The organism is Pseudonocardia sp. P-1 (assembly GCF_058111925.1).
On record NZ_JBYJZH010000002.1, the window covers coordinates 183,573 to 208,820 of the forward strand.

At 73.2% G+C, this 25,248-nt stretch carries 32 protein-coding genes, 1 other RNA gene and 2 pseudogenes; 2 read left to right on the forward strand and 33 right to left on the reverse strand.

What is annotated here, in order from left to right; translation table 11 throughout:
- The first annotated feature begins 28 nt into the window (after positions 1 to 28).
- Positions 29 to 340, forward strand: a complete 312-nt coding sequence (locus AC0GKK_RS27570; RefSeq protein ID WP_208622872.1) for an ArsR/SmtB family transcription factor — start codon at positions 29 to 31, stop codon at positions 338 to 340.
- A gap of 459 nt (positions 341 to 799) precedes the next feature.
- Positions 800 to 1,231: a translation initiation factor IF-2 gene (locus AC0GKK_RS27575; protein ID WP_489884142.1), complete on the forward strand. Its 432-nt coding sequence runs from the start codon at positions 800 to 802 to the stop codon at positions 1,229 to 1,231.
- A gap of 253 nt (positions 1,232 to 1,484) precedes the next feature.
- Here the strand turns inward: AC0GKK_RS27575 and AC0GKK_RS27580 are convergent, their stop codons facing one another.
- From AC0GKK_RS27580 to AC0GKK_RS27740, 33 genes and pseudogenes are all read right to left on the reverse strand, one after another.
- Positions 1,485 to 2,312 carry a hypothetical protein gene (locus AC0GKK_RS27580; RefSeq protein WP_489884143.1) on the reverse strand — a complete coding sequence of 276 codons (828 nt, stop codon included), beginning with the start codon at positions 2,310 to 2,312 and terminating at the stop codon, positions 1,485 to 1,487.
- Positions 2,313 to 2,847: 535 nt separating this feature from the next.
- Positions 2,848 to 3,144, reverse strand: coding sequence for a hypothetical protein (locus AC0GKK_RS27585; protein WP_489884144.1), 297 nt, complete (start codon positions 3,142 to 3,144; stop codon positions 2,848 to 2,850).
- Positions 3,145 to 3,289: 145 nt separating this feature from the next.
- Positions 3,290 to 3,481 (reverse strand): hypothetical protein, encoded by a 192-nt coding sequence (locus tag AC0GKK_RS27590; protein WP_281010754.1) that lies wholly within the window; start codon positions 3,479 to 3,481, stop codon positions 3,290 to 3,292.
- A gap of 348 nt (positions 3,482 to 3,829) precedes the next feature.
- Positions 3,830 to 4,756, reverse strand: a complete 927-nt coding sequence (locus tag AC0GKK_RS27595) for a DNA-processing protein DprA (protein ID WP_357440256.1) — start codon at positions 4,754 to 4,756, stop codon at positions 3,830 to 3,832.
- A gap of 136 nt (positions 4,757 to 4,892) precedes the next feature.
- Positions 4,893 to 5,405 (reverse strand): hypothetical protein, encoded by a 513-nt coding sequence (locus AC0GKK_RS27600; protein WP_489884145.1) that lies wholly within the window; start codon positions 5,403 to 5,405, stop codon positions 4,893 to 4,895.
- A gap of 69 nt (positions 5,406 to 5,474) precedes the next feature.
- Positions 5,475 to 5,711 (reverse strand): hypothetical protein, encoded by a 237-nt coding sequence (locus tag AC0GKK_RS27605; protein WP_489884146.1) that lies wholly within the window; start codon positions 5,709 to 5,711, stop codon positions 5,475 to 5,477.
- A gap of 67 nt (positions 5,712 to 5,778) precedes the next feature.
- Positions 5,779 to 6,021, reverse strand: coding sequence for a hypothetical protein (locus AC0GKK_RS27610; RefSeq protein ID WP_489884147.1), 243 nt, complete (start codon positions 6,019 to 6,021; stop codon positions 5,779 to 5,781).
- A gap of 432 nt (positions 6,022 to 6,453) precedes the next feature.
- The gene (locus tag AC0GKK_RS27615; protein WP_489884148.1) at positions 6,454 to 7,209 is read right to left on the reverse strand and encodes a hypothetical protein; all 756 of its coding nucleotides are present in this window, start codon (positions 7,207 to 7,209) and stop codon (positions 6,454 to 6,456) included.
- Between the two features lie 248 nt (positions 7,210 to 7,457).
- Positions 7,458 to 7,673: a hypothetical protein gene (locus AC0GKK_RS27620; protein WP_281010748.1), complete on the reverse strand. Its 216-nt coding sequence runs from the start codon at positions 7,671 to 7,673 to the stop codon at positions 7,458 to 7,460.
- Positions 7,670 to 8,710, reverse strand: a complete 1,041-nt coding sequence (locus AC0GKK_RS27625) for a bifunctional DNA primase/polymerase (RefSeq protein ID WP_482638817.1) — start codon at positions 8,708 to 8,710, stop codon at positions 7,670 to 7,672. Before AC0GKK_RS27625 ends, AC0GKK_RS27620 begins: the two co-directional genes overlap by 4 nt.
- Positions 8,711 to 9,087: 377 nt before the next feature.
- Positions 9,088 to 9,744 (reverse strand): hypothetical protein, encoded by a 657-nt coding sequence (locus AC0GKK_RS27630; protein ID WP_489884149.1) that lies wholly within the window; start codon positions 9,742 to 9,744, stop codon positions 9,088 to 9,090.
- A complete protein-coding gene (locus AC0GKK_RS27635; protein WP_489884150.1) occupies positions 9,741 to 10,226 on the reverse strand; it encodes a hypothetical protein in 486 nt (161 codons plus the stop codon). The genes AC0GKK_RS27630 and AC0GKK_RS27635 overlap by 4 nt, the downstream gene beginning before the upstream one ends.
- Positions 10,227 to 10,296: 70 nt before the next feature.
- Positions 10,297 to 10,620, reverse strand: a complete 324-nt coding sequence (locus AC0GKK_RS27640; protein WP_489884151.1) for a hypothetical protein — start codon at positions 10,618 to 10,620, stop codon at positions 10,297 to 10,299.
- Complete coding sequence (locus tag AC0GKK_RS27645; RefSeq protein ID WP_489884152.1) at positions 10,617 to 11,228, reverse strand: hypothetical protein; 612 nt, start codon at positions 11,226 to 11,228, stop codon at positions 10,617 to 10,619. Before AC0GKK_RS27645 ends, AC0GKK_RS27640 begins: the two co-directional genes overlap by 4 nt.
- Positions 11,229 to 11,247: 19 nt before the next feature.
- An RNA gene (locus AC0GKK_RS27650) (hammerhead ribozyme type II) lies at positions 11,248 to 11,315 on the reverse strand.
- A gap of 7 nt (positions 11,316 to 11,322) precedes the next feature.
- A pseudogene (locus tag AC0GKK_RS27655) lies at positions 11,323 to 11,439 on the reverse strand (helix-turn-helix domain-containing protein); the annotation flags it as partial.
- A 24-nt stretch (positions 11,440 to 11,463) separates the two neighbouring features.
- A pseudogene (locus AC0GKK_RS27660) lies at positions 11,464 to 11,703 on the reverse strand (WhiB family transcriptional regulator); the annotation flags it as partial.
- A gap of 121 nt (positions 11,704 to 11,824) precedes the next feature.
- Positions 11,825 to 12,235, reverse strand: coding sequence for a single-stranded DNA-binding protein (locus AC0GKK_RS27665; protein WP_489884153.1), 411 nt, complete (start codon positions 12,233 to 12,235; stop codon positions 11,825 to 11,827).
- 306 nt (positions 12,236 to 12,541) lie between these two features.
- Positions 12,542 to 13,165 (reverse strand): hypothetical protein, encoded by a 624-nt coding sequence (locus tag AC0GKK_RS27670; protein ID WP_281010741.1) that lies wholly within the window; start codon positions 13,163 to 13,165, stop codon positions 12,542 to 12,544.
- 84 nt (positions 13,166 to 13,249) lie between these two features.
- A complete protein-coding gene (locus AC0GKK_RS27675; RefSeq protein WP_357440234.1) occupies positions 13,250 to 13,441 on the reverse strand; it encodes a hypothetical protein in 192 nt (63 codons plus the stop codon).
- Between the two features lie 75 nt (positions 13,442 to 13,516).
- Positions 13,517 to 14,290: a hypothetical protein gene (locus AC0GKK_RS27680; RefSeq protein ID WP_482638823.1), complete on the reverse strand. Its 774-nt coding sequence runs from the start codon at positions 14,288 to 14,290 to the stop codon at positions 13,517 to 13,519.
- Entirely contained in the window at positions 14,287 to 15,051 is a 765-nt protein-coding gene (locus AC0GKK_RS27685) for a hypothetical protein (protein ID WP_482638824.1), read from the reverse strand. Before AC0GKK_RS27685 ends, AC0GKK_RS27680 begins: the two co-directional genes overlap by 4 nt.
- A 91-nt stretch (positions 15,052 to 15,142) precedes the next feature.
- The gene (locus AC0GKK_RS27690; RefSeq protein ID WP_482638825.1) at positions 15,143 to 15,907 is read right to left on the reverse strand and encodes a hypothetical protein; all 765 of its coding nucleotides are present in this window, start codon (positions 15,905 to 15,907) and stop codon (positions 15,143 to 15,145) included.
- Positions 15,904 to 17,037, reverse strand: a complete 1,134-nt coding sequence (locus AC0GKK_RS27695; protein ID WP_482638826.1) for a hypothetical protein — start codon at positions 17,035 to 17,037, stop codon at positions 15,904 to 15,906. Before AC0GKK_RS27695 ends, AC0GKK_RS27690 begins: the two co-directional genes overlap by 4 nt.
- A gap of 592 nt (positions 17,038 to 17,629) precedes the next feature.
- Positions 17,630 to 17,890, reverse strand: a complete 261-nt coding sequence (locus AC0GKK_RS27700) for a hypothetical protein (protein WP_489884154.1) — start codon at positions 17,888 to 17,890, stop codon at positions 17,630 to 17,632.
- 77 nt (positions 17,891 to 17,967) lie between these two features.
- Positions 17,968 to 18,156 (reverse strand): hypothetical protein, encoded by a 189-nt coding sequence (locus tag AC0GKK_RS27705; RefSeq protein ID WP_482638827.1) that lies wholly within the window; start codon positions 18,154 to 18,156, stop codon positions 17,968 to 17,970.
- Between the two features lie 480 nt (positions 18,157 to 18,636).
- Entirely contained in the window at positions 18,637 to 18,888 is a 252-nt protein-coding gene (locus tag AC0GKK_RS27710; RefSeq protein ID WP_357440216.1) for a hypothetical protein, read from the reverse strand.
- Positions 18,889 to 19,172: 284 nt separating this feature from the next.
- Complete coding sequence (locus tag AC0GKK_RS27715; RefSeq protein WP_489884155.1) at positions 19,173 to 20,273, reverse strand: hypothetical protein; 1,101 nt, start codon at positions 20,271 to 20,273, stop codon at positions 19,173 to 19,175.
- A 110-nt stretch (positions 20,274 to 20,383) separates the two neighbouring features.
- Positions 20,384 to 21,670: a DUF1173 family protein gene (locus tag AC0GKK_RS27720; protein WP_482638829.1), complete on the reverse strand. Its 1,287-nt coding sequence runs from the start codon at positions 21,668 to 21,670 to the stop codon at positions 20,384 to 20,386.
- A 124-nt stretch (positions 21,671 to 21,794) separates the two neighbouring features.
- On the reverse strand, positions 21,795 to 22,109 hold the full coding sequence (locus AC0GKK_RS27725; protein ID WP_482638830.1) for a hypothetical protein: 315 nt from the start codon (positions 22,107 to 22,109) through the stop codon (positions 21,795 to 21,797).
- Positions 22,110 to 22,341: 232 nt separating this feature from the next.
- Positions 22,342 to 23,139 (reverse strand): transposase family protein, encoded by a 798-nt coding sequence (locus tag AC0GKK_RS27730; protein WP_489884156.1) that lies wholly within the window; start codon positions 23,137 to 23,139, stop codon positions 22,342 to 22,344.
- A gap of 162 nt (positions 23,140 to 23,301) precedes the next feature.
- A protein-coding gene (locus tag AC0GKK_RS27735; RefSeq protein ID WP_489884172.1) for an IS5 family transposase occupies positions 23,302 to 24,158 on the reverse strand; the annotation gives its coding sequence in 2 pieces (ribosomal slippage) (positions 23,302 to 23,861 and positions 23,861 to 24,158; 858 coding nt in all).
- Positions 24,159 to 24,813: 655 nt separating this feature from the next.
- The gene (locus AC0GKK_RS27740; RefSeq protein ID WP_482638831.1) at positions 24,814 to 25,077 is read right to left on the reverse strand and encodes a hypothetical protein; all 264 of its coding nucleotides are present in this window, start codon (positions 25,075 to 25,077) and stop codon (positions 24,814 to 24,816) included.
- Between the last annotated feature and the right edge of the window lie 171 nt (positions 25,078 to 25,248).

The following is a 25,248-nucleotide window of genomic DNA, read 5'->3' on the forward strand; positions in this document are numbered from 1 at the left end:
AATGCGCCGCGAACGAGGAGTGCGCCGGGTGAGCCATCCCCGACAGGTCGTCGGCTGGGCGGCCTGGTTCGCCGTGCTCGGCGATCCCAGCCGTCTCATGCTGCTCGTCCTGATCGCCCGCGACGGTCCGATCTCGGTCTCGGATCTCGCCGCGGCGAGCGGGCTCAAGGCCACCACGGTGTCCCACTCGCTCCGCCTGCTGCGCGTGCACGACATGGTGCGCACCGCGCGTGACGGGCACACCGTCCTGTACCGGTCGGCCCCCCACCCGGTCACCGACCTGCTCGACCGCGTGCTAACCCCCGCCGGACCTGCCCACGAGGATGCCGCCCCCCGATAAGCTTGCTCCTGCTTTGCACCCTCGGCCCTGCTGCCCACCGCCGTGCTGTTGCCCCGACGTCCGGCGCCACCGCTCACGAGGGCGGGCTCGAAACATCTCCGATGGAGGTGCGCAACGTCCCCAGCACGGATCGCCCCCACCACCTTCTGCAGATCGAACGCACCCCGCGGTTCCCATGCAGGAGCGGGTAGCTGGCCGACCGAACACCTACAAGCAGTGTCATTTTGCGTGGCGCCGGCCGGACTGCCGTTCAGCCGTCGTTCCACAGTGGACGGGAACGGCAAGGAACTGGTGACCGTTCTCGACGCTGCAGGGGCACCGACTGGTGACCCTGCGAGCGCCTTCGGGGTCAGCACTGAGTGGCCCAGAACAGGCTCGTGAGGGTCAGAGGAACCGCAGAGGTGGGGCACGTTGGCAGGCAAGGGCAGGACGAAGACGGACCGGCAGGTTCGGGACCGAGTGGCCGAGCTGGCGGCGGCCCGGGATCGGCTCGATGCCGAGGAGGCCGAACGCCGGCGGCGTGAGGACGAGGCGTTCGAGCGCTACGCGCGTGCGGACGCCGAGGCGGCCCAGGTCGTTGCCGAGCGGGACGCCGCGCTGGCCGACCTCGAGGCGCAGAGTCGGCGCGTGAGCGACGACGCCGATGCCCGGCTCGGTGAGATCGAGCAGCGGCAGCGCGAGATCCTCGCCGAGCTCAACCGCTCCGGCCGCAAGGTCGACGACCTGGCCGCGATGTTCGGTCTCGCGGTCAAGCGGGTGCGGACCCTCCTGCGGCAGGCACGGCCCCCGGCCGGGGCTGCCGCCACAGCGGCCGCGCCGCAGGCGCGCGCCGCCAACGACACAGCCCAACAGGCCCCGACAGCGGACGCCGCCGACCAGACCCTCGCATAGGCCGTTGCCGCCGTACGCCGGCCCGCCGACTCGGTGGCCACGCGGACGGGGCTGTGCCGCCGCCAGGCGGGTCCGCCGAACGCTCGGCCCGGCGCGGCCCTGAGCGCCTCGCGGATCCGCCGGCGGCCGCGGAATCCGCTCCGCCGGCGGACCCGTGGTGCGGCGACAGCGTGCCGCCGACCGACCGGCCCGGGGGGCTCGTTCCGCGTCGGCCGGGCACACGCCAAAGGGGCCCCTTTCTCGGTGGTGCGGGTCAGGCGGGCTGGCGGGCGTGCCAGTCGGACACGGTGAACTTGTCCTCGGTGCGCAGGCACCGCCAGTCGCGGTTGAGCCGGGCGTTGCGCTCGACCGGGGTCGCCGACGTGGCGGCGATGTACTCGCAGCGCGCGATCAGGACCTCGGCCCGGGTCGCGGTGGCGGGCAGGATCGCCAGTCCGGCCGTGCCGCTGTCGCGGCAGTCCTCGCACAACCCGTCGTCGTGGCTGCGCTGCTGGTCACGGGTCGACCGCTCGACCCCGCACGGTGCGGCCACGCACGGCAGCCCCCGCATGGGCGGCACGGCGGCGCGGTCGTAGTCGAGCTGCTGGTAATCCGACTGCTCGTCGGTGACCTCGGCCGGGTCGACCTGCTCGTCAAAGTAGCGCCGCGACGCGGTGTCGTTGTCGGTGGCGCGCTGGCCGCGCCGCGGCTGCGGGCTGCCCTGGCGGGTGACCACCGCGCCCGGTCGGCGGCGGGCGTACTCGCGCCGCTCCGCGCGGGTCGCCTGGGCCATCCGCTCGGCCTGCTTGGCGGCCTCGGCGCGGCGCTCCGCGTGCGGCACGCACGCCAGCACCAGCGCGCGCCCGTCCTCGTCGCTGACCTTCCACAGGTCCCGCAGCTTCGCAATGGTGACCGCCGGGTGGGTCTCCAGGGCGGCGAGGATCTCGCCCAGCAGCGCGCGAGTGCTCACCGTCGCCGTGTCGGCGAGCCGCGCGGTACGGCGTCGCGCCTCGCGCGTCGCACCCGCCGCAATCAGGTCGGCCACCTGGCCCATCTCCTCGGCAGCGTCGATCGTGGTGGTTTCGGCGGTCTGGGTGTTCATCGTGACTGCACTCCTTCGCTGGCCGGTGCTCGGTAGCGGGTGGGCTTGTCGGCCCGTGATGGGTAGCGGGCGCCTTGCCCCGCTGCCGCTTCGCGGCGGTTGCACGGCCTCCGAGGCTCGACGTCAAGGGCAGCCCGAAGGCTGTCGCCGAAGGCGACGCGGAGCGCCAGCGGAGCGCCCTTGATGTTGAGTGAGGCCGTGCTTAGCTTTAGGGCCGACAGGCCCATCCGCCCCGCCGCAGGCGGGTCCCTCGGGGTTCTCGGCCCGCCGCGGCCTTGAGCGGCCCCACCCCACCGCCGCCCGCCCGGCCTGGCCGAGATCCCGGCCTGCTCTGGCGCGCGGCCCGGTAGGGCCGATGGCCGCGCCCCGGCGCGGCCGCTCTCCTCGGACCCCGCGCTGATGGCCGACCTGCCCGGGCACCGGCGGGTCGCTCCCGGCGTCGCCTACCTGGCCCGGCCTCGCGGCCGGGCGTGGATTGCTGGCGGCAGCCGCCACCGGCGCGGGCTGCGGCGTCTACGGCGCCGGGTCGGTGCCCTCACCGGCGGTGACGCTCGGGCATCTCGACGATCTCGTCGCGGCGGGAGTCCCAGGCGGTGCAGTGCACCCGCGACCGCCCCGCCCGCGGCCCGGTGAGGTCGACCTCGACCAGGGCGAAATCCGAGAACGGGATCACCGCCCAGGCCACCTCCCCGGTCAAGACTTCCTCGACCCGGTACTGGCAGCCCAGATAGCCGCTGCGGTAGATCCCCCCGACCCGGCGGGGCCCGATCGCGGCCCGTGTCACCTGGTCCAGCTCGCCGAGCTGGTCGCTGCCCTTCGCTGCTGATGCCATCGTGGCTTCTCCTCCCGATCGTGCGTGCGGTGTCCGCGCGCCGATAGCGCGCGAGCTCGGGCCCGGCAGGACCTGTCGCCGCGCTCTACGCGGCGTTGCTACGGCGCAGGGGCCCCGCCGAGAGCGGGACCCCTGCGGGCCGCCCTCAGAAGGCCGGCTCCTCGTCGCCGTAGCTGCCGACCGCCGGCTCCAGCCCGCCGAGCAGCTCGTCCTCGACGAGATCGGCGGCGATCTCGGCCTCACGCCGGGTCAGAACCGGCACGTCAGTCCCGGCGTAGACGTGGTGCCCCAGGACGGGGCTGAACTCGATGGCGCTGGAAGTGGTGACCGTGCTCATCTGGGCCTCCGGTGGTCGGTGCGGCTGGAACGCGGCGCAGCCTCAGCACGCCCGTGCCGGGGTCCCGAGGCGACGGTGACCAGCGGGCCGGGCCGGATCCCGCTGTGCGGCCGGCCACGGGGATGCCGCCGCGCCTAGCCGGGTGACGCCCGCGGGCGGTATCACCCGCACGGGTCGGCGGCGGCTCATCGGCGCGTGCCCCGGCACGGGTGTGCTGACCTCCGGGCGATCCAGCCGTGCCGACCACCGGAGGCCCCACCCGCACCGCTACCGGCACCGACGGCCACCGCCGGTGCCCACCAGCACCGAGCTGGCGACCACACCACCCCGGCCGGCACCGAGCAGGCCCTACGGCTCCAGGCCGAGCGCGTCGACCACGTCGGCGCAGTTGGTGACCAGCGTCGCGCCCTGCCGGAGCAGCTGGTGTGGCCCGGCCGACAGGACCGATGTGGCTGGACCGGGCACAGCCATCACGGCTGCGCCGAAGCCGCGCGCGGCCTCGGCGGTGTGCAGGGCCCCGGAGCGGGCGCCGGCCTCCACGACCACGGTGGCGTCTGCGAGGGCGGCCTGTAGCCGGTTACGGGCGATCACACGGCGGCGGCTCGTCGTGGCCCCGGGCGGCTCGGCGCTGACCAGCAGCCCGGTCTGCGCGATCCGCTCGAGCAGGTTCTCGTGCGCGACCGGGTAGGCCCGGTCGATACCGCACGACAGCACGGCCACCGTGGTCCCGCGCCCGGCCAGGGCACCCCGATGCGCAGCGGCCTCGATCCCGAAGGAGGCCCCGGCCACCACCGCGTAGCCCCGGGCGGCGAGCCCGCCGGCGAGATCAGCAGCAACGTGGGTGCCGTAGCTGCTGGCCGCGCGCGCCCCGGTCACACACACCATCTCCGCGGACAGGACCGCCAGGTCGGCCTGGCCACGCACCCACAACCCCACCGTGCCGCTCAAGGCCGTGGTGGTGGGCCACTGGTCGTCCTCGGGGATCAGCAACCGTGCCCCGCACCGGGAACCGGTCTCGACGTCGGCGGCCGCCCCTGCGGCCGCGGCCCACACCTGCCCGCGGGTCACGTGCTCGGCCAGCGCCTCGGGGATCTCGCCGGTGTAGAGCTGCTCGGCCGCCGCACGGGGCCCGGCCTGCCGGATGAACTGCTCCAGGGCGGTCCCCCCGTGCTCGACCAGCCGCAGCAGGACCGCCCGCGCGGTGCGGGTCTCGGCGAGCGGGTCCGGGCCCGGCATCGGGCCGGGGATGGACAGGCGGATGTGGGTGATGGACATCAGGACACCTCGCGGATCGCAGGAGAAAGGGGGGTGGAAATGGGTGTGCCCGGGGTGGTGGCCACCCCGGGCACATGCGGGTCTCATCGACTGCCGGGCCGCCGCCCTGGCGGCCGGCGCCGCAGGCTGCGGCGGGTCAGTTGCCGGGCTCGTGGTCGGGCTCGGCTTCGCGCTCGGCCTGGTTCTGCATGGCGATGCTGTGGTGCAGCAGCTGCTCGTCATCGGCGAGCCGGAGGCGGGCATCCCCGTCAACGTCGAGCTCCCCGGCGGCCTCACGCTGCTCGGCCTCGGCGAGGGCCTGCTCGGCGCGGTGCACGGCCACGTTGGCGTGGCAGACCCGGTCCAAGGCGGCCAGTGACTGGTCCCCGAAGAAGTCGCGTTGGTCGCGGGCGGCCATTCGCTCGACACAGGCATCCTCGAGCCTGGCCGCGGCGCGGCCCACGGCCGGGGCGCGGAATGACCCGTCGGGCATCAGGCCGAGGTCACGCACCGCGTAGGCCTCGTAGTGCTCCGGCGCCATGATGTCGCCGTAGTAGAACCCCGACCCCGGGGCGATCTCGCTGCTGTCGGCCATGCCGAGCTCGACCATCCGGGCGTCGATCTGGGCCGCGTGGGGGAGTCCCACGCGGTCCCTGCGGGTGTCACTCATGCCGATCTCTCCTGTCAGTCACGGGTGTGTGGGCGTTGCCCCTGGGTGTGCGGTGCAGGAAGTCCGAGGTCAGGGCTCCGGCTGGGGTTCGGGTGGCCCGTACTGGGCCAGGACCCGGCGCGCGGCCGCCACGGCGAGGCAGTCCTCGCCCGAGCAGACCTTTTCCGGGTCCTCGTGGTCGGCGAGTGCGTACTCGAGCCCCGTCTTGACGGCCCGGCTGATCCGGTCATCGCCGGGCTGGGACTCGAGGACGGCGGCCGCGTCGCGCCGCAGACGCTGATGTTCTGGCAGAGACAGCGATGTCATGAGGTTCCTCCTGGCAGGGCTCCGCCCGGGGCCGGTGGTGGGCCGGCCCCGGGCGGGCGAGGGTTGGTCAGGTGCCGGGCTCGTCGTCGTCGGCGGGCTCGGCCTTGGTGACGGTGATGTTGTGGGCGACCTCGACCTGGAGCACGGACGCAATGCGGTACTCGCCGTCGCAGCCCGGGCAGGGCACGACCTCCCCTGCCTCGTGGGTGCCGGGCACGAAGGTGCCCGCGTCGGCGCACCCGTCGGCGAACTCGACCATCGTGGTGTCGCTGAGCAGCAACCCGTTCTCCATGCGGAACTTCTCGGCCATCTCGGATACCTCCGTGTGCTCGGTCGGTGCGGCTGGAACGCGGCGCAGCCTCAGCACGCCCGGGCCGGGGTCCCGGTAGGGACGGCGGGGATCTGGTGCTGGCCCGACCGGTGTGAGACCGCCCGGCGTGCCCACGGCGCACCCGCCACCCGCCCGGGGGGTGCACACGCCCACGTCCGGCACCGGAGGGCAGGTGGAGCCCACGCCCACGGGGCACGGCCAGACTGGAGTCGGGGACCGGCATACCGGCACCGGCCGCCCACTGGAACCGATCGGGCGGTCTCACCCGGGCGGGTCGGCGGCAGATCATCGGCGCTCGCCCCGGCCCGGGTGTGCTGACCTTCGGGCGGTCCAGTCGCACCGACCGAGCACACCCCAAGGGGAGCCCCGTTACCCGGACCCACGACCCCGGATCCGGGGTGGCTGCTCAGATCAGAACGGGGCGCGGCCCTCGGCCCGCCAGACCGCGGTCGCGGCGAGCAGCTCCGCGGCCGTCGAGTCATCCCAGCCCTGCACCACCCGCAGCGCGAACACCGCCTGCTGCTGATCCCCCACGCCGCCGCGGCCGAGGAACTCGAGCAGCTCACAGACGTCGCCGTCGTCGGCTCCGGCCGTGACGGTGGCCGGTCCGCGGCGCAAGCCGCGGCGCAGCCGCCGGGCCTCCCGGGTGGCCTGCATCGCCGACCGCGCCGCCGCGCGGCCCCCGCGCCCGCTCGACGGGTCGAGCAGCCGGCTGGCCCAGTGCCGCCAGATCCGCGTCGTCGAGGGAACGTCGCCGAGCAGCGCGGCTGCCTGGTAGACCGCCGGCTCGCCGCCGGCCCGGTTAGGACCGGGGTGGGGGTCGAGGACGTCCTGGCCGGGGCAGAACGGTTCTCGGCAGGGTTCGCCGTGCTCGGCGCCGCAGTCGCGGCAGCCCGCGGGCAGCGGCGCCCTGCCGAGCACCACCACCGTCGCGTTCTCCGGGGCGTCGGGGTCGAGCCGCCCATAGCGGCCGCACTGACCGCAGGTCACGGTCTGGTGCTCGCCCCAGTCGGGATCGGCCACGATCCGGCCCGCGCGATCGGCCGGGTGCAGGGCCACCGACCGGGTCGAGCAGGGGCACCGGTGGAGGGTGACCCGGTCCGGGATGAACTCGCCCAGCGTTGCGGCGGTCTGGGCGGGTTCGGTGGTGGGTTCGTGAACGGTCATGTGCTGCCTCCAGGTCGTGGCGGTGGGTGAGAGCACCTCCTCTGGGCACGACCGGGTGGGCCCCGGGCGTGGGTTCGCGCTGGCCCATCCGGTGTGGGATCACCACTGCCCACCCGCGGCCGTCGGTGCCTCGCCGGCGCGGTGATCCCGCCCGGATGGCGTCAGCACGCGTTCATCGCCGGGGCCCTCTCGGGCGTGCAGGGTGCGGCAGTCACCCCCCGCCACGACCTCGAGGCGCACCCCGCCGGCTACCTGGTGGTCTCGCCGCCGGCGGGATCCCGGTCGCCGAGCTCGGCGGGGCGGGAGAGGTACTCGATCCGGTCCGCGCGCCCGTGCGGGTTCTCGGTGATCCAGTTGGCGGTCGCGGCGGCGATCGCCTCACCGGCGGTGTGGCCGCGGATCTGGTCGTCGTGGGTGCGGCCGTCGGGCCAGTGCACCCGCACTGCGTGCCAGCGGCGGGTCACGACGCCTCCCCACCTGCAGCATCGGGACTCTCGGTGGCGGCGGTGCTGTGGCGGCGGTCGATACGCCTCGGGGATCGAGCGCCGAACGCCATCCCCCGCGTGACGGTGCGTTCTGCTTCGGCCTGGGTGAACTCGTCGACGCCGATGTGGACCGCCGCGGCGTCGAGCAGCAGGGCGTGGGCGTTGTCGGCGTCGAGCTCCCCGCCCCCGACGAGGCGGCCCAGGGTGCGGGCCGCGCCGAGCAGGGTGATCTGGCGCTGCCCCTTCGGTGCCTGTTCGACGGCGGCGGTCTCGCCGGCGAGGATCGCGGCCACGTAGGCGTTGGCCCGCCGGGTCGGCAGCGACACCGTCGCCGCCGGCCGCACCGGCGGCGGGGCCGGGGTGAGCAGCGTGGCCAGCCAGTCGGGCAGCTCGGCGATCTGGCCGTGCTCGGCCACGATGTAGGCGCCTTCCGGGCGGACGCTGCCGGCCCCGACGGCCATCCCGCCCCACGCCCGGGTGTCGATCAGCGGGCCGAGGCTGCCGCCCGTCCCCTGGGTGGTGTTGTGCAGCTCGAGCCCGGCCGGCATCCGGTAGTAGAGGTGCTCGCCATCGGTGGGGGTGCGCACCGAGTAGGTGTCGGTGAGCTCGCCGCCGTGCTGGTCGGTGAGCTGGTCGAGGACCTCCCGGCCGGTGGTCGCCCCGCCCCAGTCGGGCAGCGGGTCGGTGCTGGTGTCGAGGTCGACGACCACGATCCCGGACGGGCCGCACGCAATCCCCACATTGAACCGAGACGATTCATCGTCGCCGGACCACCAGCGGCAGATCTGGGCACGGTCACGGGTGGCCCGCTGCTCCCAGCCCTGGTGCCCGTCGGCGCACCCGCCGCGGCCGCGGCAGTGCCGCGCGGCGTGCCGCGGCACGGCGGGGTACTTCTGCCCGGGCTTGACCGGAAACACGTACAGCCCGGCGGCGGCCGCATCGAGTGCGACCCCGCGCAGCCGCACGACCTCCGGATCGGGCCGGCGGCCGCGCCGACGGGTTCGGGTGCGTGGCATGCGGTGGTCTCCCTCCCTGCCCGGCCGCGGGGGCTCAGCATCGCACCGACCGGTGCGGTTGCGGGACACATCAGTGCTGGTCTGGGTGCTCATCAGAGGTGGTCTCCGTTCGTGAGAGCCGCGCGGCGCGCAGCGGGGAAGAGGGGTTCGGTGTCGGGCCGGCCGGTGGGGCAGGCCGTGCGCCTGCCCCTTGGGGCGTGCCCGAAGGGCGTGTAGAGGCTCGCGGGTCCAGGGCAGCCCGCCAGGGCTGTCGCGACAGCGACGCGACAGGCGCCCTGGACGCGGGAGAAGCACGCCCGCACCCTCGGCCCGACACCGTCGAGCCAGAGGCAGCGCGGCGTAGCCGCTCCCCTCGCCGCGGTGGTCGTTGCTGCAGCTCAGCTGCGGTGGGAGGGGTGCAGACCCTCCCCGTCGACCGAACCCGACGCGGGCTCGGCGGGCGGTGCGGTGTCGTCTCCTGCAGGACCAGCCGCCGCGCGGGCTTCTCCCTCGGTGCAGTGGTGGACCAAGCCCAGATCGTCGTCCTCAACCAAGTAGCCGTCCCGGGCTGCAGCCCAACACTCCCGGTCGAGCTGCCGGATGGGACGGGGGTCGTTGCCGTCCTCGTCGGCGGCCCGTTTGGCGGCCTGCGCGGCGGCGAACGAACCGGGGTAATGCGGCTGCTCCCACACGTCGTTGCCGTCGACAATCCAGCACGGGCCGGTGATTCGGGCGACCCACGACGCCGGTGCGTCTGCGGCCCGGGGCCGCTGCTCGATCGCGTCCTGCACCCGCATGTGCTCGACGGCGTCTACCGGCTCCTGGGTGGGATCGTGGTGGTCGGCGGGGGACAAGCCCACCGGGCTGTCCTGAGCCCCCTGTGCGTCGAGGAGGCGTGTCACCGCTTCTGCCACCTCGACCGCGGCGTCGTCGCGGGCGTGGTAGAGCCGATCCGGGGGGCAGCCCGCCTCGAAATCGGGGTGGGCGACCAGCGCCGCGTGCGCGGTCGCATACCGCGTGACCAGCCCAGTGAGGTCAGTCAGATCGCTGCTCACGACTGCACCGCCGTCAACTCGTCCTCGGCCGCGCTCCAGGACCGCACCGGTCGATCCGGCCGGGCCAGCAGCACTACCAGGGCGGCGGGGTCGACCGTGCCGGTGGCGTGCCGGTCGAGCGTGGTCGTGGTGGCTGGGAAGGTCTCGCGCAGCGCGTGCTCCTCGGCGGGCAGCGCGTCGTGCAGCGCCTGGCGCAGGACGGTGACGATCGAGCCCTCTCCGGCCAGCAGCAGGGCGTAGTCGCGCAGCGCGGCCGTGGACAAGCCCCAGTGGGTGTCGTCCTCCTCGTTGTCGGCGGCCGCGTGTCCACGCAGCCACACCGCCGCGTCGTCGATGTGTCCACCTGCGGCGATGGCGGCGGCGAGCGCATCAGCTTCCATGCAGGCCATCGTCGGACCGGCCTCGGCTGCGGTCCAGCCGTTGCCGAACACCCACGCCAGGTGCGCGATCACGGCCTGATCGGTGCTGCTCTGCTGGTTCATGACAGTTCCCTTTCGCATGGGACGGTTCAACGGGTTGCCCCGCACGCGGGGCGGCACGGTCGGCGGCGTTTCAGCGGGTGGCCAGGCCGGTCGCGGTCAGGTCGTAGGCGCTGAGGCAGCCGATGCGTTCACCGTTCGCGGCGGTGACCACGTAGCCGTCGGCGGCCGGGGCGACCCCGTAGGGCTGCGGGCGTTGACGGGCGCGGTGGCAGCCGTCCGGGCACACACCCTCGAGCCGGGCCAGGCGGCCATCGGCGAGGCGGACCGGGGCCCGTCGCAGCACACCCTGCTCTGCGGCGGTGAGCCGGGCGGTGCGGGCCGTGACCAGCAGGTCGTGCACGATCAACGCGCGCGGGTGGCAGCGGCGCCGGTTGAGGGTGGCGACACTTCTCACGAGGCCACCGCCCGGCCGCGCAGGTCGTCGAGGGCACAGCGCCAGGTTGCGGGCCGGGCGGTCGCGGCGGCGGCGTGCAGCGTCTGTTCGTCGACCGGTTCCGGGTCGAGCACCTCGACGCTGCCGGCGGGCAGGAACCGCAACCCGTCCTCGCCGCCGGGCTGGATCCCGACGCGCTCACCGGTGCCGCGGGCGTAGCGGTCCGGGCCGATCCACCGGACCTCACCGGTGACGCCGACGTTCTTGCCGCGCCGGGTCAGCGACCGCACCCGGCGACCCACCCGCGGCGCGCTGGCGCGCGCCCGCGCGCGCTCGATCAGCTGCGGCGCCAGCTGGCGCCGGTACCAGGCCAGGGCGGCCTCGCGGACCTGCGGCGTCGCGTCGACCGAGGCGGTGTTGTGGTAGGTCCAGCCCCGCGTGCTGGCGTACTCGCGAGTGGTGACCTGCTCGCCGTCCCAGACCACGGCGAGGAAGTCGCTGTCGTCGTAGCCGTTGTGCTCGTAGGTCTCGAGCACCGCCCCCACAGCGGAGGTCTGGGGGTCCCCGCAGGGCCGGCCACTGTTCTTGATCTCGGTGGTGCAGGCGGGCCCGCACACGGTGATGGACATCGGATACCTCCCGGGTGAAGTGGATCTGCCTCGTCAGCGCTGGGGAGATCAGCCCCGGCGGACGCCGCCGGCGGCGGCGTTTCGGCTCCGGTGGTCAGGCGCTGGCATCGGCGAGCCAGCGGTCGAGGGTGCGTGGGCTGATGCCGTACTGGGCGGCCACCGCGACGCGCGCGGTGCCGCGGTGGACACACGCCACCGCTTCGGCCCGACGGGCCTGCTGGGGGCTGCGCCGGCCAGCAGGCCGGCGCGGGGGACCGGAGCGGGCGCGGCGGCGCTCGGCTTCGGTGGTCGCGCCCCACACTCCGTCGGCGCCGAGCTCGTACGCCCGGGCCAGGCAGGCGGCGGTCGCCGGGCAGCGCCGGCACACCGCCTTGGCATCCTCGACCTGGCGGGCGGCGGGTTGGCCGGTTCCGACGGGGAAGAACAGTTCGGGGTTCTCTGCCCTGCAGGGCAGATCCTGGTCCAGGAAATCCATGACTACTCACCTCACATGCGGGGCTGCGACAGGACCGGCCCTCGGGACGGGGCCGGGTGTGGAGACCGGGCGGGGCGCCGCCGCTGTCGGTGGGGCGCCCCGCCCGGTAGCCGCCCGGGGGTCAGGCGACCGGCTCGGGGGCGGTGGTCGACCCGGTGCGCTCACGCCGGGGCTGGCGCGTGACGGTGATCGCCGCCTTGCGGGTGTCGGCCGTGACGATCTTGGCCTGCACCTCGATGGCCGGGATCTCGCGTGACTGGCCGTCGTCGGTCACGGTGAACGAGTTGTCGGCCAGCTGCCCGATCACGACCACGGGGTCACCGGAGCCCAGGTTGCTGGCGTTCTCGGCGACCGGACCGAACGCGACCACGTTCAGCCAGAGGGTCCGGCCGTCGCGCCACTCACCGGTGTCGCGGTCCTGGTAGCGCTTGTTGATCGCCAGGGAGAACTGCAGCCGCGCCCGCCCGGTGTGCTCGTTGAACTCGAAGGTGGGCTTCTTGCCGATGTTGCCGATGTAGGTCTGGTCGTTCATGGGTGCCTCCTGGATGCGTGTCGGGCTGGTTGGTGACGCGGCCCTGCCTCAGCGCGCCGTGGTGGGGCCCGTCAGGGGCGGCGGGGGTTCGACGCGGGCCCGAGCGGGTGGGATCGGCCGCCAGGCCGACGAGCAGCGCGAGCTCGTCTCACCCGCTCGGTGTCGGCGCCGGTTCATCGCCGCGACCCCCACCGCGGTGTGCTGACCTTCGGGCGTCTCCACACCGAGACCCGACACGTCTCCGGGAGGCACCCCGGTGGCGAGCCGCAGACGCCCCAGGACCGACGTCCGAGCCCTCGCCGCCCGCTACCGCGGGTGCCGTACACCGGCCAGCACGGTGCGGCCCTGGGTGATCGCGTCGTCGATGCCGTAGATGCCCCAGCAGGCCTCGACCTCGACCCAGTCCCCACCGCCGCATCCGCCGTGCTCGCACGCGGTCCCTGCGGGGCACGGTGTCCACTGTTCGGCGATGTAGCCGACGACCTGCCCGCTCGCCCACTGGTCGTAGCTCTCGACTTCGCCGCGCAGGTAGGCGCGGGCCTGCTCGTCACCGGGGTAGCTGTCCCCGCACGCGGTGCGCAGTTCGCTGCGGAGCAGGTAGGCCAGCCCGGCTTGCCCGGAGTCCCACGGGTCGGCGAATGACCCGACCCGTGCCCCGGCGCGCAGGGCGAGGTCGCCGTGGGCGTAGCCCCAGACCGGCACCACGACGGCGTCGTGGAACACCGTCAGGTAGCGGGCGGGCAGGCGCCACCCGCCGCGTTCGCGCAGCTGCTGTAGCTGGCCGGTGTGGTCTTCCCACGGCAACGCGTGACGGGCCACGTCGAGTATCAGGTGCCCGACGGTGCCCCAGTCGCGCGGTGACTGCGGCGCGTCGTCGGGCAGGACCCGTACCCGGCCGCCGGGTACCTCGACGATCTCGATCTCTTCCATGGCTGGTGTCCCTTCACAGACGACGACGGGGGCGCCCCACCGCGTGCGGTGGGCGCCCCCGGTCGGGGAGTGCAGTGGTGGTGGTCAGTGCCAGATGACGTCGCGGGCCTGGTCGCGGGCGAACAGGGCGACTTCGCGCAGAACGTGGAGCCGGTCCTGCAGGTAGCCGGCGCGCCGGCCGAAGTCCAAGACCGTGCCGGCCGTGTTGAGGTCTCGGACCGGTACGCCGGCATCGGCGGGGGCCAGGGCCAGGGCCAGCTCGGCGCGGCCGAGCATCTGCTCGGCCGTGAGCTCCCCGACCAGGGGCGTGTCCGCCCCTGGCCGGGGCGGACACAGCCGCGGAGCCGACCCTCACTGCACCTGTCTGGCCGTCACGTGGTCGTGACCGTGCGGGCAGACCAGCTGGTGTGCGTGAGGGCACTGGTGTGGCGGCACCGCCGTCAGGTCCGTGGCCGCCGCAACCTCGGCCACGGCCACGGCCAGGGCCGGGAGCAGTCGCGGGTGCACCCGTAGCTGCACGTCCGCATACACCGGGGGGCGGTCCCCGCTGCGGGGCTGCCCGGCCAGATAGGGCGCGAAAGCAAGGTGAACCTGGCTGATCTGCAAGCTCTCGAGCGCGCCCCGGTGCGGGTGCTCGGTGGTCAGCCTCAGTGCGGGCAACCGCGAGGACGTGGAGGTGGTGATGCTGCCGGGCAGCACGGCCAGGTGCTGCCCGGCCTCGGCCACGATGGCGGTCTCGGCGTCGGCGAGGGCATCGGCGGCGCGCCGCCACGCCCGAGCCGCCGGGCGAACGTGGCGGTAGGCGGTGATCAGCCTGCGGCGCAGGTCCGCGGCGATCCGCTCGGCCGGCCTGCCGGGATCGACCGTCACCTGGGTGCGCAGGGCAGCCAGGTCGGGCAGGTCCGGTACGTCGCGGGCGTCGTCGGGCTCGGCGCAGCGCACGATCAGCCGCCCGGTCTGCGGGCCGTAGCCGCGGATGTGCAGCTCCAGTCGGTCACCGCCCGCGCTGACCAGCCCCACCCGCCCCTGGGGCTCGGTGACCCGCCAGGTCTGCTCGTCGAAGGTGCTCAGCGCGGCCGCGAGGCGCGCACCGATCTCACCGACGCTGCACTCGGGGCGGTTCACGCGTTCACCGCCCCGGCACCCGGGGCCAGCAGGCCGCTGCGGCGCAGGCCGGCGGCCATCTCGGCGGCCAGGTCGTCGACGGTGAGCACGCCGAGCTGGTGGTCGAGTATCCGGTCCCGGGCCGGTTCGAGGGCCTGGTCCAGAGCCTGGGCGAGGTAGGCCGCGATCATCGGCACCGCCGGGTCCTCACCATCGGGTGCCGGGCCGGGGTCGACGTGGGCGGCGAGCTCGTCGAGCGGGGCGTGCCCGTCGTCGTCGAGCTCGACGTCGGTCAGTCCGATCGCCTCGAACGCCGACCCGAGATGCTCGGTCAGATCGGCGCCGCAGATGCTGCCGTCGGCTTCGCGCAGCTGGGTCCAGGCCACGAACAATCCCAGGATCCACCGATCCGCCGGCACCTGCGTGCTCATCGCCCACGGGCTGTGCCCGCCAGCGGGGGCCAGCGCGCGCAGGGTGTCGTACTGGCGTGGGCTGGCCGGCGCGGTGGCGGAGCTCTGGTGGCGCCCCAGCACAGGCAGCAGCCCCTCGGGGGCGGTGGTGTCGGTGCACCCGGCCTCGGTCAGCTCGCCGTGCCGGTTCCACGCGCTGTAGGCCCAGCCGATGCGCCGGCGGTCCTGCTCGTGCGGGGCGAACCACACCTGCCCACCCAGCCGGGTGGTGAACAAGAACGAGGCCTCCCCCGGCGCGGGGGGCTGGGTGATCCGGTCCGGGTCGAGGCCGCGGACGGAGAAGATGCGGCGAATGTCAGCCAGGGTCGTCATCGACAGGGGTCCAATCTCTGCAAGCGATGCGGGGGACAGCGGCGCCCCGAGCCCGGTGGTCCGGGCTCGAGGCACCGCAGAACGTGCGAGGTCAGGTCGCGGCTGGAGCCGCCTGGCCCGCGGGGCGGTAGAGCTGCGCGACGTGTGTGGCGTGCCCGGCGCGCTGCCATGGCGGCCCGGAGATCACGGTGGGCATGAGCTGCCATCCGCCCTGGGCCAACGCGGCCGCCGCGGCGCGGGCGGCCGGGTCGCTGATCTCGCCGAGCGCCGGCCCGGGTGGGGCGTGCACGATCTGGGTCCCTGCGACCGGATCGTCGATGTAGATCAGCCCACTCGGGCGGTCCCACTCGGCCTCGACCGGCGCACAGACCGGCACAAACCCGGCGGCCGGTGACCCGGCCGCAAGCTCCCGGTGACCCGCGACGATCCGGTCCTGCCAGGCCAGCCCGGTGACGACGGCGAGGGCGCCCGGGTCGACCTGCAGGACCTCGGGCCGGGGCAGGGCGGCGGCCGGGACGTAGATCTCGCCGGAGCTGTCGCACTCGCCGGTCCACACGCCCAGGTCCGGGGCATACAGCGCGGCAGTGCCGAGGCAGCCCTCGTATGGGTCGTCCCAGGCCAGCCAGGTCGCGCCCGGCGCGACCGCGCGCAGCAACCCCGGCAGGTGCTCGTCGGCCACCGCCCCGTACCCACCCTGGGTGCTGGTGTAGGTGGCGCCGAGATAGATCCCGGCCCGCGCCGCGGGCGGGTCGTCGTCGACACACACCAGCTTGAGCTCGTCGAACACCACGCTCAGCGGGGTCGCCTCGCCGGCCGGGAGGTCGACCACGGTCACCGCGAACTCCACGGCGCTCACGCCGCCACCGCCGGCGCCGGGGTGTGGTCCTCGGGCTGCGGGTCGCGTGTGCCGTCGAACGGCGCGATCGGGGCGAGCTCGTCGACGATGTCACGCGCCACCCGCAGGACGGTGGCCGCGGCGGCCCGCACGATGTCGATGTCGCCGTCGGCCCAGCCCATGACGTAGGCGTCGGTGTAGGGCTCGGAGTCCAGCCCGAACGCGGCGCACACGATGTGGGCCACCGACTCGGCCTCGGTCTCGGCGCGCCCGCGGTGCTGTACCGGCGCGACGAAGCTGACCTGGTCGAGGTGTCCGCACCGGATGTGGGCGAGCTCGTGGATGGCGGTCTTGATCCGCTGGGCGTGGCTGACGTCGTCGCGCACCCGCACCAGCCGTGTGTCCGGCCCGGCCACGGTCACCCCGTTGGCCGTGCCCAGATAGCCGCTGCCGGGGGCGGCGAGGGCGTAGTCGTAGCCCTCGGCGCGGATCATGGCGACCACGTCGTCGTAGACCCCGGTCGGGTCGTCACCATCGAGCAGGACCGCCTGCTTGCCGCCGTGCAGCTTCACCTGGCGCCGCACCGCCACGGTGGGCACCTCGTAGTTGTCGGCCCACGGCGGAAGCGGCGCGGTCTGGGACAGCTCGAACGTCCGCTCGAACTTCCAGCCCGCGACAATGATCGGCAGCCGGTTCTGCGCGTCGCGCACGATCTTGCGGCCGGTGCGCTGCTCGTAGTCGGTGACCTCGTCCTCGCGCAGCCGCCGCTTGACCGGCGCCCAGATCTTGAACCCGGTCTCGCCGGCCATCACGGTGCGCTTGTGCTTGCGCCAGCCCGAGGTCCCGTCGTGGGCGCCGAAGGCCATGAACATCCGCGGCTCGATGCCGCGCTCGGCAGCCTGGGTCATGAGCAGGATCTGGTTGCCCAGCGAGTAGCGCGCGCCCCACTCGGCGACGGTCTCGATGAACTCCAGCCACTCGACCGGGTCGGCGGCCAGGCGCTCGAGGCGGGCCATCATGTCCTCGTGCGCGGCCGCCATCGCCTCACGACGTGCCTGCAGCTGCTCCTCGGTCGGCGCCGGCCGCGTGCGCTTGCGCGTGCGGGTCGTCGCCGTCGCGCGGGTGCGAGTGCGGGTGGTGGTCTGTCCCATGAGGGGCTCCGATCAGACGAATCAACCGCTCCCACCGGCCCCTGGGGAAGCAGGGCCGGTGGAAGCCCCACCGCGGTCGCGGTGGGACGTGACTCGCCCGCAGACCGGCGGGCGGCGCGGCGGGGCCGCGCGCTCGCCCGACCGGCGTGACACCACCCCACCCGCCCGAGGCGAGCAGACGTCGTGAAGCCGGTGGTGTCACCCGCGTCGGGTGCGGCCGGCGCGGCATCGTCGGGAAAGCCGCCCGCCGGGCTGCAGAGTCACCACGGCCCACCCCCGCCCGCGGTGCGGCCGAACCGCCACCGAACCCAGGCACTACCGAACCGGGTGGTGGCCCTGTGCCGACGCGCGTTGCGCAGCGCCCGGACCGCATGGGTAGTGGTCCGTAGAGTGCGGTCGGGGTGGACGGGCCAGGTAGCGGCCGACCCCGCAGGTGATCGCGGGCGATGCTGTGCCGCCGAAGGCGGGTCCGCTCTGAGCCCTCGGCCCGGCGCGGCCGTGAGCGCCCCCACCCGGCCGCCGGCCGCGGCCGCCCACTGGCACCGCTTCGCTTCTGGCGCGGTGTGCGCCGACGCCGCGGCCGAGGTCAGTCTCAGCTGCTCGGCGCGACCTCGCGGACGACCACGATCATCCGGCCCGACCGGGCCTCCATGACGGTTCCGCCGTCGAGCACGACCGACACCGGCTCGTCCCTGCCGTGGTGCACGACGTCGGCCACCCGAGCACACGAGGTGGTGTCCACTCGTGCGGGGACGCCGTCGTAGTCGTGTCGTATCCGATCGATCGTGTCCAGGGGCAGCAGGTCCCCTGCCCGGATCTTCGTGGGGTAGGTCTGGTGGATCTCGATCTGCATCGGCTGGGGCCTCCTCGCCGGAACACAAGGGGAGGGGCCCCGCCCGGCGGGCGGGGCCCTTGGCGGGCGAGCCGCCCTCAGAAGGGCGGCTCGTCGTCGCCGGGCTCGGCCTCGCTGAGCCCGGTCGGCTCGTAGAGGTCGGCGAGCAGGTCCTCCAGGACGCGCTGGTCGTTGATGCTGAGCTGGGAGGGAAGGACCCCGTCGAGGGCCCAGAGGCCGGTCTCGGTGTCGATGTCGACGCGTCGGGTAGCGCTGGTGCTGCTCATGTGTGGGCCTCCGGTGCTCGGTGCGGCTGGAACGCGGCGCAGCCTCAGCGCGGCCGGGGTGGGGGCCCGTAGGGCCGGCGGCGGTTCTGGCTGGCCCATCCCGGTGTGACCCTGTACGCAGCCGCCACCGGTGCTGCCCGAGGTGACGGGGTCTCACCGGGATGGGTCGGCCAGGTTCGTCGGCGCTTGCCCCACCCCGGGTGTGCTGACCTTCGGGCGATCCAGTCGTGCCGAGCACCGGAGGCCCACCCCGCACCACCCACTGCTGCGGACGGCAACCCTGCAGACCCGACCGGCACCGCAGCCGGTGACCCAACCACCCCGGCCGGCACCGAGCTGGCCACCCGGCGGTGCCCACCGGCACCGGGCCTGGTGACCCGACCACCCCGGCCGGCACCGAGCTGGTGACCCAGGCACGTGACCGGCACCGCCCCTGGGCGTGCCGCCCGGCCGGCGCAGCCGGACGGCACGCGAGTCGGATCAGTCGCCGGGCTCGGTCTCGGGCTCGACCTCGGTGATGCTGATGTTGTGGGCGATCGGGGCGTAGACCGCCCCGCGGATCTCGTGCTCACCCGGGCACCGCGGGCACGGCACCTGGTCGCCGACCTCGTGCCGGCCGGGCACGATGTCGTGGGCGTCAGCACAGCCGTCCTGCCACTCGACGAACGTGGCGTCGCTCAGCGCCAGGCCCTCCTCGATCCGGGGGTTGACGATCGGGAACTGCTCGCTCATCACGGTCCTCCTCGCGGTGCTGGGTGGTGCGGCTGGAACGCGGCCCTGCCTCAGCACGGTCCGGGTGGGCCCGTCAGGGGCGGCGGGGATCCGGTGCTGGCCCGCCCGGCGTGGGATCGGCCGTAGGCCGACGAGCGAACAGCGAGCTCGTCCCACCCGCGGCGGTGTCGGCGGCGGGCATCGCCGCGGACCCACCTGGGGTGTGCTGACCTCCGGGCGATCCAGTCGTGCCTGCCCCGCCCCCGCGAGGACCACACCGGAGTGAGCAGCCCAGGCGCTGCCTGTCAGGGCTGCGGGAGCAGGGTGGCGCCCTCGGTCACTGCGGCGTGCTCGGCCAGCCGGCGGAACTCGTCCCGGACCTGCGCGACCCGGGACGGGTCACCGACCAGGAGCGTCACCAGCTCGGCCAGCGGCCACCGGACCGTGACGCCGTGCCGGGCCAGGTAGAACGCGAGATGCCCGACCTTCCACCGGTCGCCGGTGTCGAGCCAGGCATAGCCGAGCAGCTGCCACACCCACCGCGCGACCCGCGCGGGCTGATCGGCCCGCAGCACCGTCTTGACCTCCACCAGGGTGTCGCCGACCAACAGATCGGCCTCTGCCCAGTGCGGGACCAGCACCGGCGAGGCAAAGCCCAGGGACTGCCCACGACCGGGATCACCGGCCCACCCGCGCCAGTCCGCGAGCGTGCCGGACGACTCGACGACCCGCGCGATCGCGGCAGCGTCCTCGACGACCGCCGGTAGGGCCAGCGCGCGCAGCTGCTCCACCGTCGCCCCGCCGGCCTGTGCGATGCGAGCGAGCGGCGGCGGGGTGACGCCGGACCGGTAGCGGTCCTCGCCGAGAGTCCACACCGCGTGAGTGCGGGCCAGCGCCGCCTCGACACCGGCTGTGCCGATCACCCCGGTCGGGGCATGGCGGCGGGCGAAGACATGGCCGCGCTGGGCGAGTTCGGTGAAGACCGCGTCGCCGGGCCGCGGCCCGTGCTCGTCAGCCAGCGGCGCGAGCAGTGCGACGACATCGCTGGGGGAGGGGCGCAGCCCCACCGCGACCTCGGCCATGTCGGGCTCCTGGGCCAGCACAGCGCCCTGGGCTGGGTAGCCGGCGGCGATCGCGTTGCTCGCCTGCGCCGAGACCAGCTCAGCGCCGACGAGCCCACACAGGGCCGCGTACGGCGCGGCATCCTGCACCAGCGCGGCCAGCCGCGCGCTGGCGATCCCTCCCACCGCCGGCCAGTGGCCCGCCCCGACACGGCCCGGCGGCCGCGCCACCGTGGCCGTGGTCGCGGCCGCGCGGATCTGGTCGACCACAGCACCGGTGCCGGGCAGGTGTGCCGCGCACCAGCGCGCCAGCGCACCCTGCTGCAACTGCGAGGTCAACGACACCGCCGCCACCACCTTCCATCTCGCGCCTGGGCCGACAGCAGGTGCCGCGCCTGGGGCGCGGCCGACTCATCGACTGCCCGGCCCAGCAGGCAGGCGTCTCGACGGGGTGTTCAGTCCCCGGGCTGGCGGCACAGGTCGGGTAGCCGTTCCCGGACGTCCCACTCGATCAGCGGGGTGCCCGTGCTGCGGTAGTGGCTGACTTTGGCCTCCTTGCGGGCGGTGTAGTCCTCGCGGTCGAGCATCCCCCAGACCTCGACCATGGTCGCGGGTTCGGTGTCGGTGAGTACGAAGTCCGGCAGGACAGCGGAGTCACCGTCGTAGCGCAGGGGTTTGACGAAGGCCCGTTTCGCAGCGGTGAGGGCATCGGCCATGACGACTTCGTGCGTGGAGTCGGCCGGGACGAAGTCAGCGTTGGTCAACATGACCGCGGCGCCGACCGCGGACAGGTTGCCCTTCTCGCTGCGCGAGACCAGGGCGAGTAGGACCTGTTCGCTGCCGGCGGGGCGTCGGTCGGTCATCGCCGATGGCGCGGCGCGACGGATGCGCTCGTGCAAAGCTGTGGAGAAGAAGATCGGTGTGCGGTGGTGGCGCAGGTCGCAGCGCTGCCCGTACCGCGTCGGGTTCCAGGAACGGACTGCGCCGAGTAGCAACCCCCGCTGCACCGTCCCGTTGCGCTCGCCAAGGCGGCCGGTAAACCGCGCGAACGCGACGTCGTGCTGGTCAGGGTGTGCTGGATCGAACGGTGGGACCACGTAGCAGCTCCAGGCCAGAGGTAGCCCAGCCGAGGTCACTCCGGCGGTCGCAGCTTTGACCAGCGGGCTGCACCGGGCCCACCCGCGACGCCCGGCCTGCGGAGGGCTCGATGGGGCCGAGCGGGTCAGGTCGGCGCGTTCCCACAGGTAGTGCAGCAGCCCCAAGAGCCCCATCCGGGATCGTGTAGCTCCCCCGTCGCTGGAGCTTGCACTCGCCGTGACCGGGCTCGTCGTGCGGACCTGCAGCGGGAGCGACAACGCAACGCTCGCACCACCGCCTTCGTTCTCCTGGAGCGCGCTGGCCTGATACTGGCTTCGCCCGGACCACTGGCTGCCGTCGTTGTAGAACTCGCAGTCGCGTGCATGCTGCTGGCCGCCGCCGGGCCAGCAGGCCAGGTAGTAGACCCCTGCGCGGTGACGTATCACCAGCCGAGGGGCTGGATCGCTGCACAAACACCACCCGCACCCGTCCATCAGCTTTGCCTGCTCAATCAGGGCTCGGTAGACACCGGGGGCCCGCCGGAGCTGCGATAGAGCGATGCCCCGCCCGGCGATCTGCACCTGCGTCCCTGAGGTCTGCTTTTTTCGTCCCGGAGGCCCATGCCGCTGGCGGGTATCCCGCGGGCGCCCACGTTGGTCGGTCATGGTGGCCTCCTTGCTTGACCCGTGAGGGAATGTTGGTTCACCGACTCACCAGAGCATCGCCGCCCCAGACCGCGGCGCCGGGCGGCCGCTCCGCCGGGCCCGGCCCCGCAGACCGGCGGGGCGGTCAGTCCAGATCCAGCCCGTCCTCGAGGTCCAGCTCGTCGTAGGCGTCCTGCCCGTACTCCTCGCCCAGGTACTGGGCGAGCCGTTCCTCCTGCGCGGCCTGCCAACGATCTCTCAGATCGTTCTGGACTCGGGCCAGTGGCTCGTTGTCCAACGTGCCGACGCCACCCCTGACGTTCACGTCGACGACCCGGTTCACCAGTTCTTCGTCGGATGTCAGACTGTCGATACCTTCGTGAAGGTGACCGCGGCTGCCGAGAACCCAGTCGCCCTCGGTGAGCGTCGAAGCCGCGACCGGGGTTTCGTCGATCTCCACCTCTACTGTCTGCCCATCGAGGGGGACCGAGCGAAACGTACGGAGCTCATGGTCAGCCCGGAGCTGACCGTACAGGGAATAGCTCTCTCGATCGATAGTCGTCATATCGCGGCGATATTCTCTGTTATGCCGGGACCAATCCTCTGAGCTCGCCGGGCGGTACGACTGGTAGTCCCTTATCAGCTCGCTCTTTCGCGTGTCCAGCTCCGACAGTGAGCCTTTGCCAACCTGATCACGCGCTGGCGATCATGAGGGTCTGAACTGCGGCGATGAGCCTGTCGGCGGTGTTCGGGCTGGACCGGATCTTGCGCAGGGCTCGCCAGTTCTTCAGCTCGGCGTTGGCCCGCTCACCCGGTCCGCGACGGTGGGCGTGGGCGGTGTTCACGTCCTTCTGGTGTCGCGACAGCTTCCGGAATCGGCCGGTGTCGGGGTCCTTGCGTCGACGCCGCTGCGGCACGGCGACCGTAGGACCGGCGCCTTGGTAGGCGGTGTCGGCCGCGGCGGGGATCTCATGCTCGTACAGGGCGTCGATGATCCCGTGCTCGCGGGCTGCGCCCATGTCGTGCTGCGCGCCCGGCATTGGCGGGGAGATCCACACCAGGCGGCCGACCGGGTCCGCGATGACCTGCACGTTCAGTCCGTGGGCTTTGTGCTTTCCAGAGTAGAACGCCCGGTCGTAGCCCGATGCCATCCCGACCCGGTCGATGCGCAACAGGGTGCCGTCGAGGATCACGAACGCCTTCCGTTTCGCGACCTCGATGGCTTGTTCCAGGGTGGGGGCCTTCGCGGCGAGCAGCTCGATCCCTTCCTGGATGTAGCGGTAGACCGTGGAGGTGCCGACCCCGAACCCGCAGGCCAACTCGGCGTAGGTGTCGTTCTTGCGCAGGTGCGCGACCACCAGCAGCGCCTGGCGGCCGGCGGCGAGCTTGCGCCACCGGGTTCCACGGGCGGCGCGGTGTCCGCGCAGGAGATCGGCGAGCAGGTTGAGCGCGCGGCTGGACACGGTCATCCCAGACGGGTAGGACAGCACCTTGAAGCTCCTGGTAGGACGTGTTGATCTAGTCAATCGCCCGTCTACCAGGAGCTTCACCCATTCGAGGCCACGACACGCCGCAGCCCGCTGACCTGCTCATCCAGCAGGTTGGCAAAGGCTCACTGTCGTGTCCATCCGGTAAGAGCGTGTTTGAGAAGATCAAGTCGCGGGTGTGAAGACGTACTTCTGTTGGCGGGCGGCCGGCTTGCCGCGGGCGATGCGGCGGGTGATGGTGTTGATCGCGGCCCAGCGGATCATGGCCTCGGAGACGGCGGGGTGGCGTTCGTAGTCGCGGGCCAGACGGCGGTGTGCGGTCAGCCAGGCCAGTGTCCGCTCGACCACCCAGCGGCGCGGGAGGACGGCGAACCCGCGCTGCTCAGGCGGTTTGCGCACGACCTCGACGCTGGTGCGCAGGATCGTGTTCGCCCACTCCAGCAGGCGTCCGGCGAACCCGGCGTCGGCGTAGACGAACCGCACCCTGGTGCGCAGGTACAGGTCGAGCAGGATCGACTTCGCCCCGTCGCGGTCCTGCACCGACGCCGAGCACACCACAGTGGTCAACAGCAGGCCCAGGGTGTCGGTCACGATGAACCGCTTCCGGCCGTTGATCTTCTTCCCTGCGTCGAAGCCGCGCGAGTCCTGCCCGACGGTGTCGGCACCCTTCACCGACTGCGAGTCGATGATCCCCGCGCTCGGTTCAGGGTCCCGCCCTCGTCGGCACGTAGCTGACGGCGCACGACCGGGAGGATCTTCTCGGTGACCTTCTGCTGTTCCCACCGGTTGAAATACCAGTAGACGGTCTGCCAGGGCGGGAAGTCCGCTGGTAGAGCCCGCCAAGCGCACCCCGCCCGCACGACGTAGAGGATCGCGTCGACCACGTCCCGGCGCGGGTGCTTCTCCGGACGCCCACCCGCCCCGGCCTCGGGCAACAGCGGTTCGATCAACGCCCACTGCTCATCGCTGGTGTCCGAGGGATACCGCCGCTGACGCCGAGCCACCCGTCCACGATGGACCAGAGCGCGGCCCGCGCGGCGCAGACACGCCGACCCTTCTCAAACACGGTCTAAGAGACAGCGCCGGCCACAATCGAGGGGACCGCGTTCATACCGTCCGGTCCGACCCGCTCCTGGCCAGGGTGCTCCGCCGCCGCCGACAAGACCGTGCTCACCCTCGTCGAGGCCGCCACGGTGCTCATCACCAGGAGGACGAGGTCGTGATCCGCCAACACCGCGGCGATTATCAACGTCAAAAAGCGTGGCATAACGTGCATTATCCTGTTGTACGGACGCTGTGGTTTTTGTTGCTTGTGCAACGACACCGTTGTCGATTCTCAGCGAGCTGCACAACTCTCACCTCCCTGAGCAGCGCGCTGAACAGCGTTCTCATCGAAGGTGAACAGCCGGGTCGGGGCGGCGGGCGAAACGGAACTCGCGTGTGTGGGTCTTTCGGGGTCCCGCCGACCGGGTCGTCACCGGTCGACGAGCCCGGTCCACAATGAAGGAGGTACGAGCGCTCTGGGGCTGCGGAACGCGGTCAGGTGGTGGTCCGCGCCGACCGTGAGCGGGTCCAGCCCGGCGGGACGCCCGGGACCGCGGCTCACGACGCAGGCCGGGGAAGCGGACCAGGCCCGCGCGCTCGGCCGGGGAGGGGGCCGGGCGGGATGGCTGCCGGTCAGTCCCGGTCGAGTCGCTCCAGGATCCGGGCGAGGAGCGCTTGGGTCTGCTCGTTTGACCGCTCTAGGGCGTCGAACCGTGCGTCGTGGGCCTCGAACCGAGCGCCCAGGGCGTCGAGCCGGTCGCTTGTGCCCTCCGCGAGCTGGTCGACCTTTGCGTCCAGCGCGTCGACCTTGCCTTCGATGCGGGAGCTGATCTCGTACAGGGAGTCGACGTCGGCGCCCTGTTGCCGTAGACGGGGCTCCGCCTCGGGAGACGACATACCGGGCAGCCTACGACACCCGGCGGCCGCCGATGACCGCGACCGCCGCCCAGGGTGTGGCTGCGGGGCGCCCCTCTTGTTGCGCGCCGCTGCCGCCGGCTACGGCCCGGACGTGCCGGTGCCGCAGCCAGCGGCGGTCAGGGCGGTGACGGCAGCGAGCAGCACCGTGAC

Excerpts from the sequence above, each read along its gene's own strand:
- AC0GKK_RS27720 (WP_482638829.1), bottom strand. The coding sequence starts at position 21,670 with ATGACCGACCAACGTGGGCGCCCGCGGGATACCCGCCAGCGGCATGGG.
- AC0GKK_RS27695 (WP_482638826.1), bottom strand. The coding sequence starts at position 17,037 with ATGGGACAGACCACCACCCGCACTCGCACCCGCGCGACGGCGACGACC.
- AC0GKK_RS27590 (WP_281010754.1), bottom strand. The coding sequence starts at position 3,481 with ATGAGCACGGTCACCACTTCCAGCGCCATCGAGTTCAGCCCCGTCCTG.
- AC0GKK_RS27595 (WP_357440256.1), bottom strand. The coding sequence starts at position 4,756 with ATGTCCATCACCCACATCCGCCTGTCCATCCCCGGCCCGATGCCGGGC.
- AC0GKK_RS27600 (WP_489884145.1), bottom strand. The coding sequence starts at position 5,405 with ATGAGTGACACCCGCAGGGACCGCGTGGGACTCCCCCACGCGGCCCAG.
- AC0GKK_RS27615 (WP_489884148.1), bottom strand. The coding sequence starts at position 7,209 with ATGACCGTTCACGAACCCACCACCGAACCCGCCCAGACCGCCGCAACG.
- AC0GKK_RS27580 (WP_489884143.1), bottom strand. The coding sequence starts at position 2,312 with ATGAACACCCAGACCGCCGAAACCACCACGATCGACGCTGCCGAGGAG.
- AC0GKK_RS27635 (WP_489884150.1), bottom strand. The coding sequence starts at position 10,226 with ATGAACCAGCAGAGCAGCACCGATCAGGCCGTGATCGCGCACCTGGCG.
- AC0GKK_RS27605 (WP_489884146.1), bottom strand. The coding sequence starts at position 5,711 with ATGACATCGCTGTCTCTGCCAGAACATCAGCGTCTGCGGCGCGACGCG.
- AC0GKK_RS27710 (WP_357440216.1), bottom strand. The coding sequence starts at position 18,888 with ATGAGCGAGCAGTTCCCGATCGTCAACCCCCGGATCGAGGAGGGCCTG.
- AC0GKK_RS27700 (WP_489884154.1), bottom strand. The coding sequence starts at position 17,890 with ATGCAGATCGAGATCCACCAGACCTACCCCACGAAGATCCGGGCAGGG.
- AC0GKK_RS27625 (WP_482638817.1), bottom strand. The coding sequence starts at position 8,710 with ATGCCACGCACCCGAACCCGTCGGCGCGGCCGCCGGCCCGATCCGGAG.
- AC0GKK_RS27670 (WP_281010741.1), bottom strand. The coding sequence starts at position 13,165 with ATGGAAGAGATCGAGATCGTCGAGGTACCCGGCGGCCGGGTACGGGTC.
- AC0GKK_RS27665 (WP_489884153.1), bottom strand. The coding sequence starts at position 12,235 with ATGAACGACCAGACCTACATCGGCAACATCGGCAAGAAGCCCACCTTC.
- AC0GKK_RS27585 (WP_489884144.1), bottom strand. The coding sequence starts at position 3,144 with ATGGCATCAGCAGCGAAGGGCAGCGACCAGCTCGGCGAGCTGGACCAG.
- AC0GKK_RS27740 (WP_482638831.1), bottom strand. The coding sequence starts at position 25,077 with ATGTCGTCTCCCGAGGCGGAGCCCCGTCTACGGCAACAGGGCGCCGAC.
- AC0GKK_RS27610 (WP_489884147.1), bottom strand. The coding sequence starts at position 6,021 with ATGGCCGAGAAGTTCCGCATGGAGAACGGGTTGCTGCTCAGCGACACC.
- AC0GKK_RS27675 (WP_357440234.1), bottom strand. The coding sequence starts at position 13,441 with ATGCTCGGCCGCGCCGAGCTGGCCCTGGCCCTGGCCCCCGCCGATGCC.
- AC0GKK_RS27705 (WP_482638827.1), bottom strand. The coding sequence starts at position 18,156 with ATGAGCAGCACCAGCGCTACCCGACGCGTCGACATCGACACCGAGACC.
- AC0GKK_RS27685 (WP_482638824.1), bottom strand. The coding sequence starts at position 15,051 with ATGACGACCCTGGCTGACATTCGCCGCATCTTCTCCGTCCGCGGCCTC.
- AC0GKK_RS27645 (WP_489884152.1), bottom strand. The coding sequence starts at position 11,228 with ATGTCCATCACCGTGTGCGGGCCCGCCTGCACCACCGAGATCAAGAAC.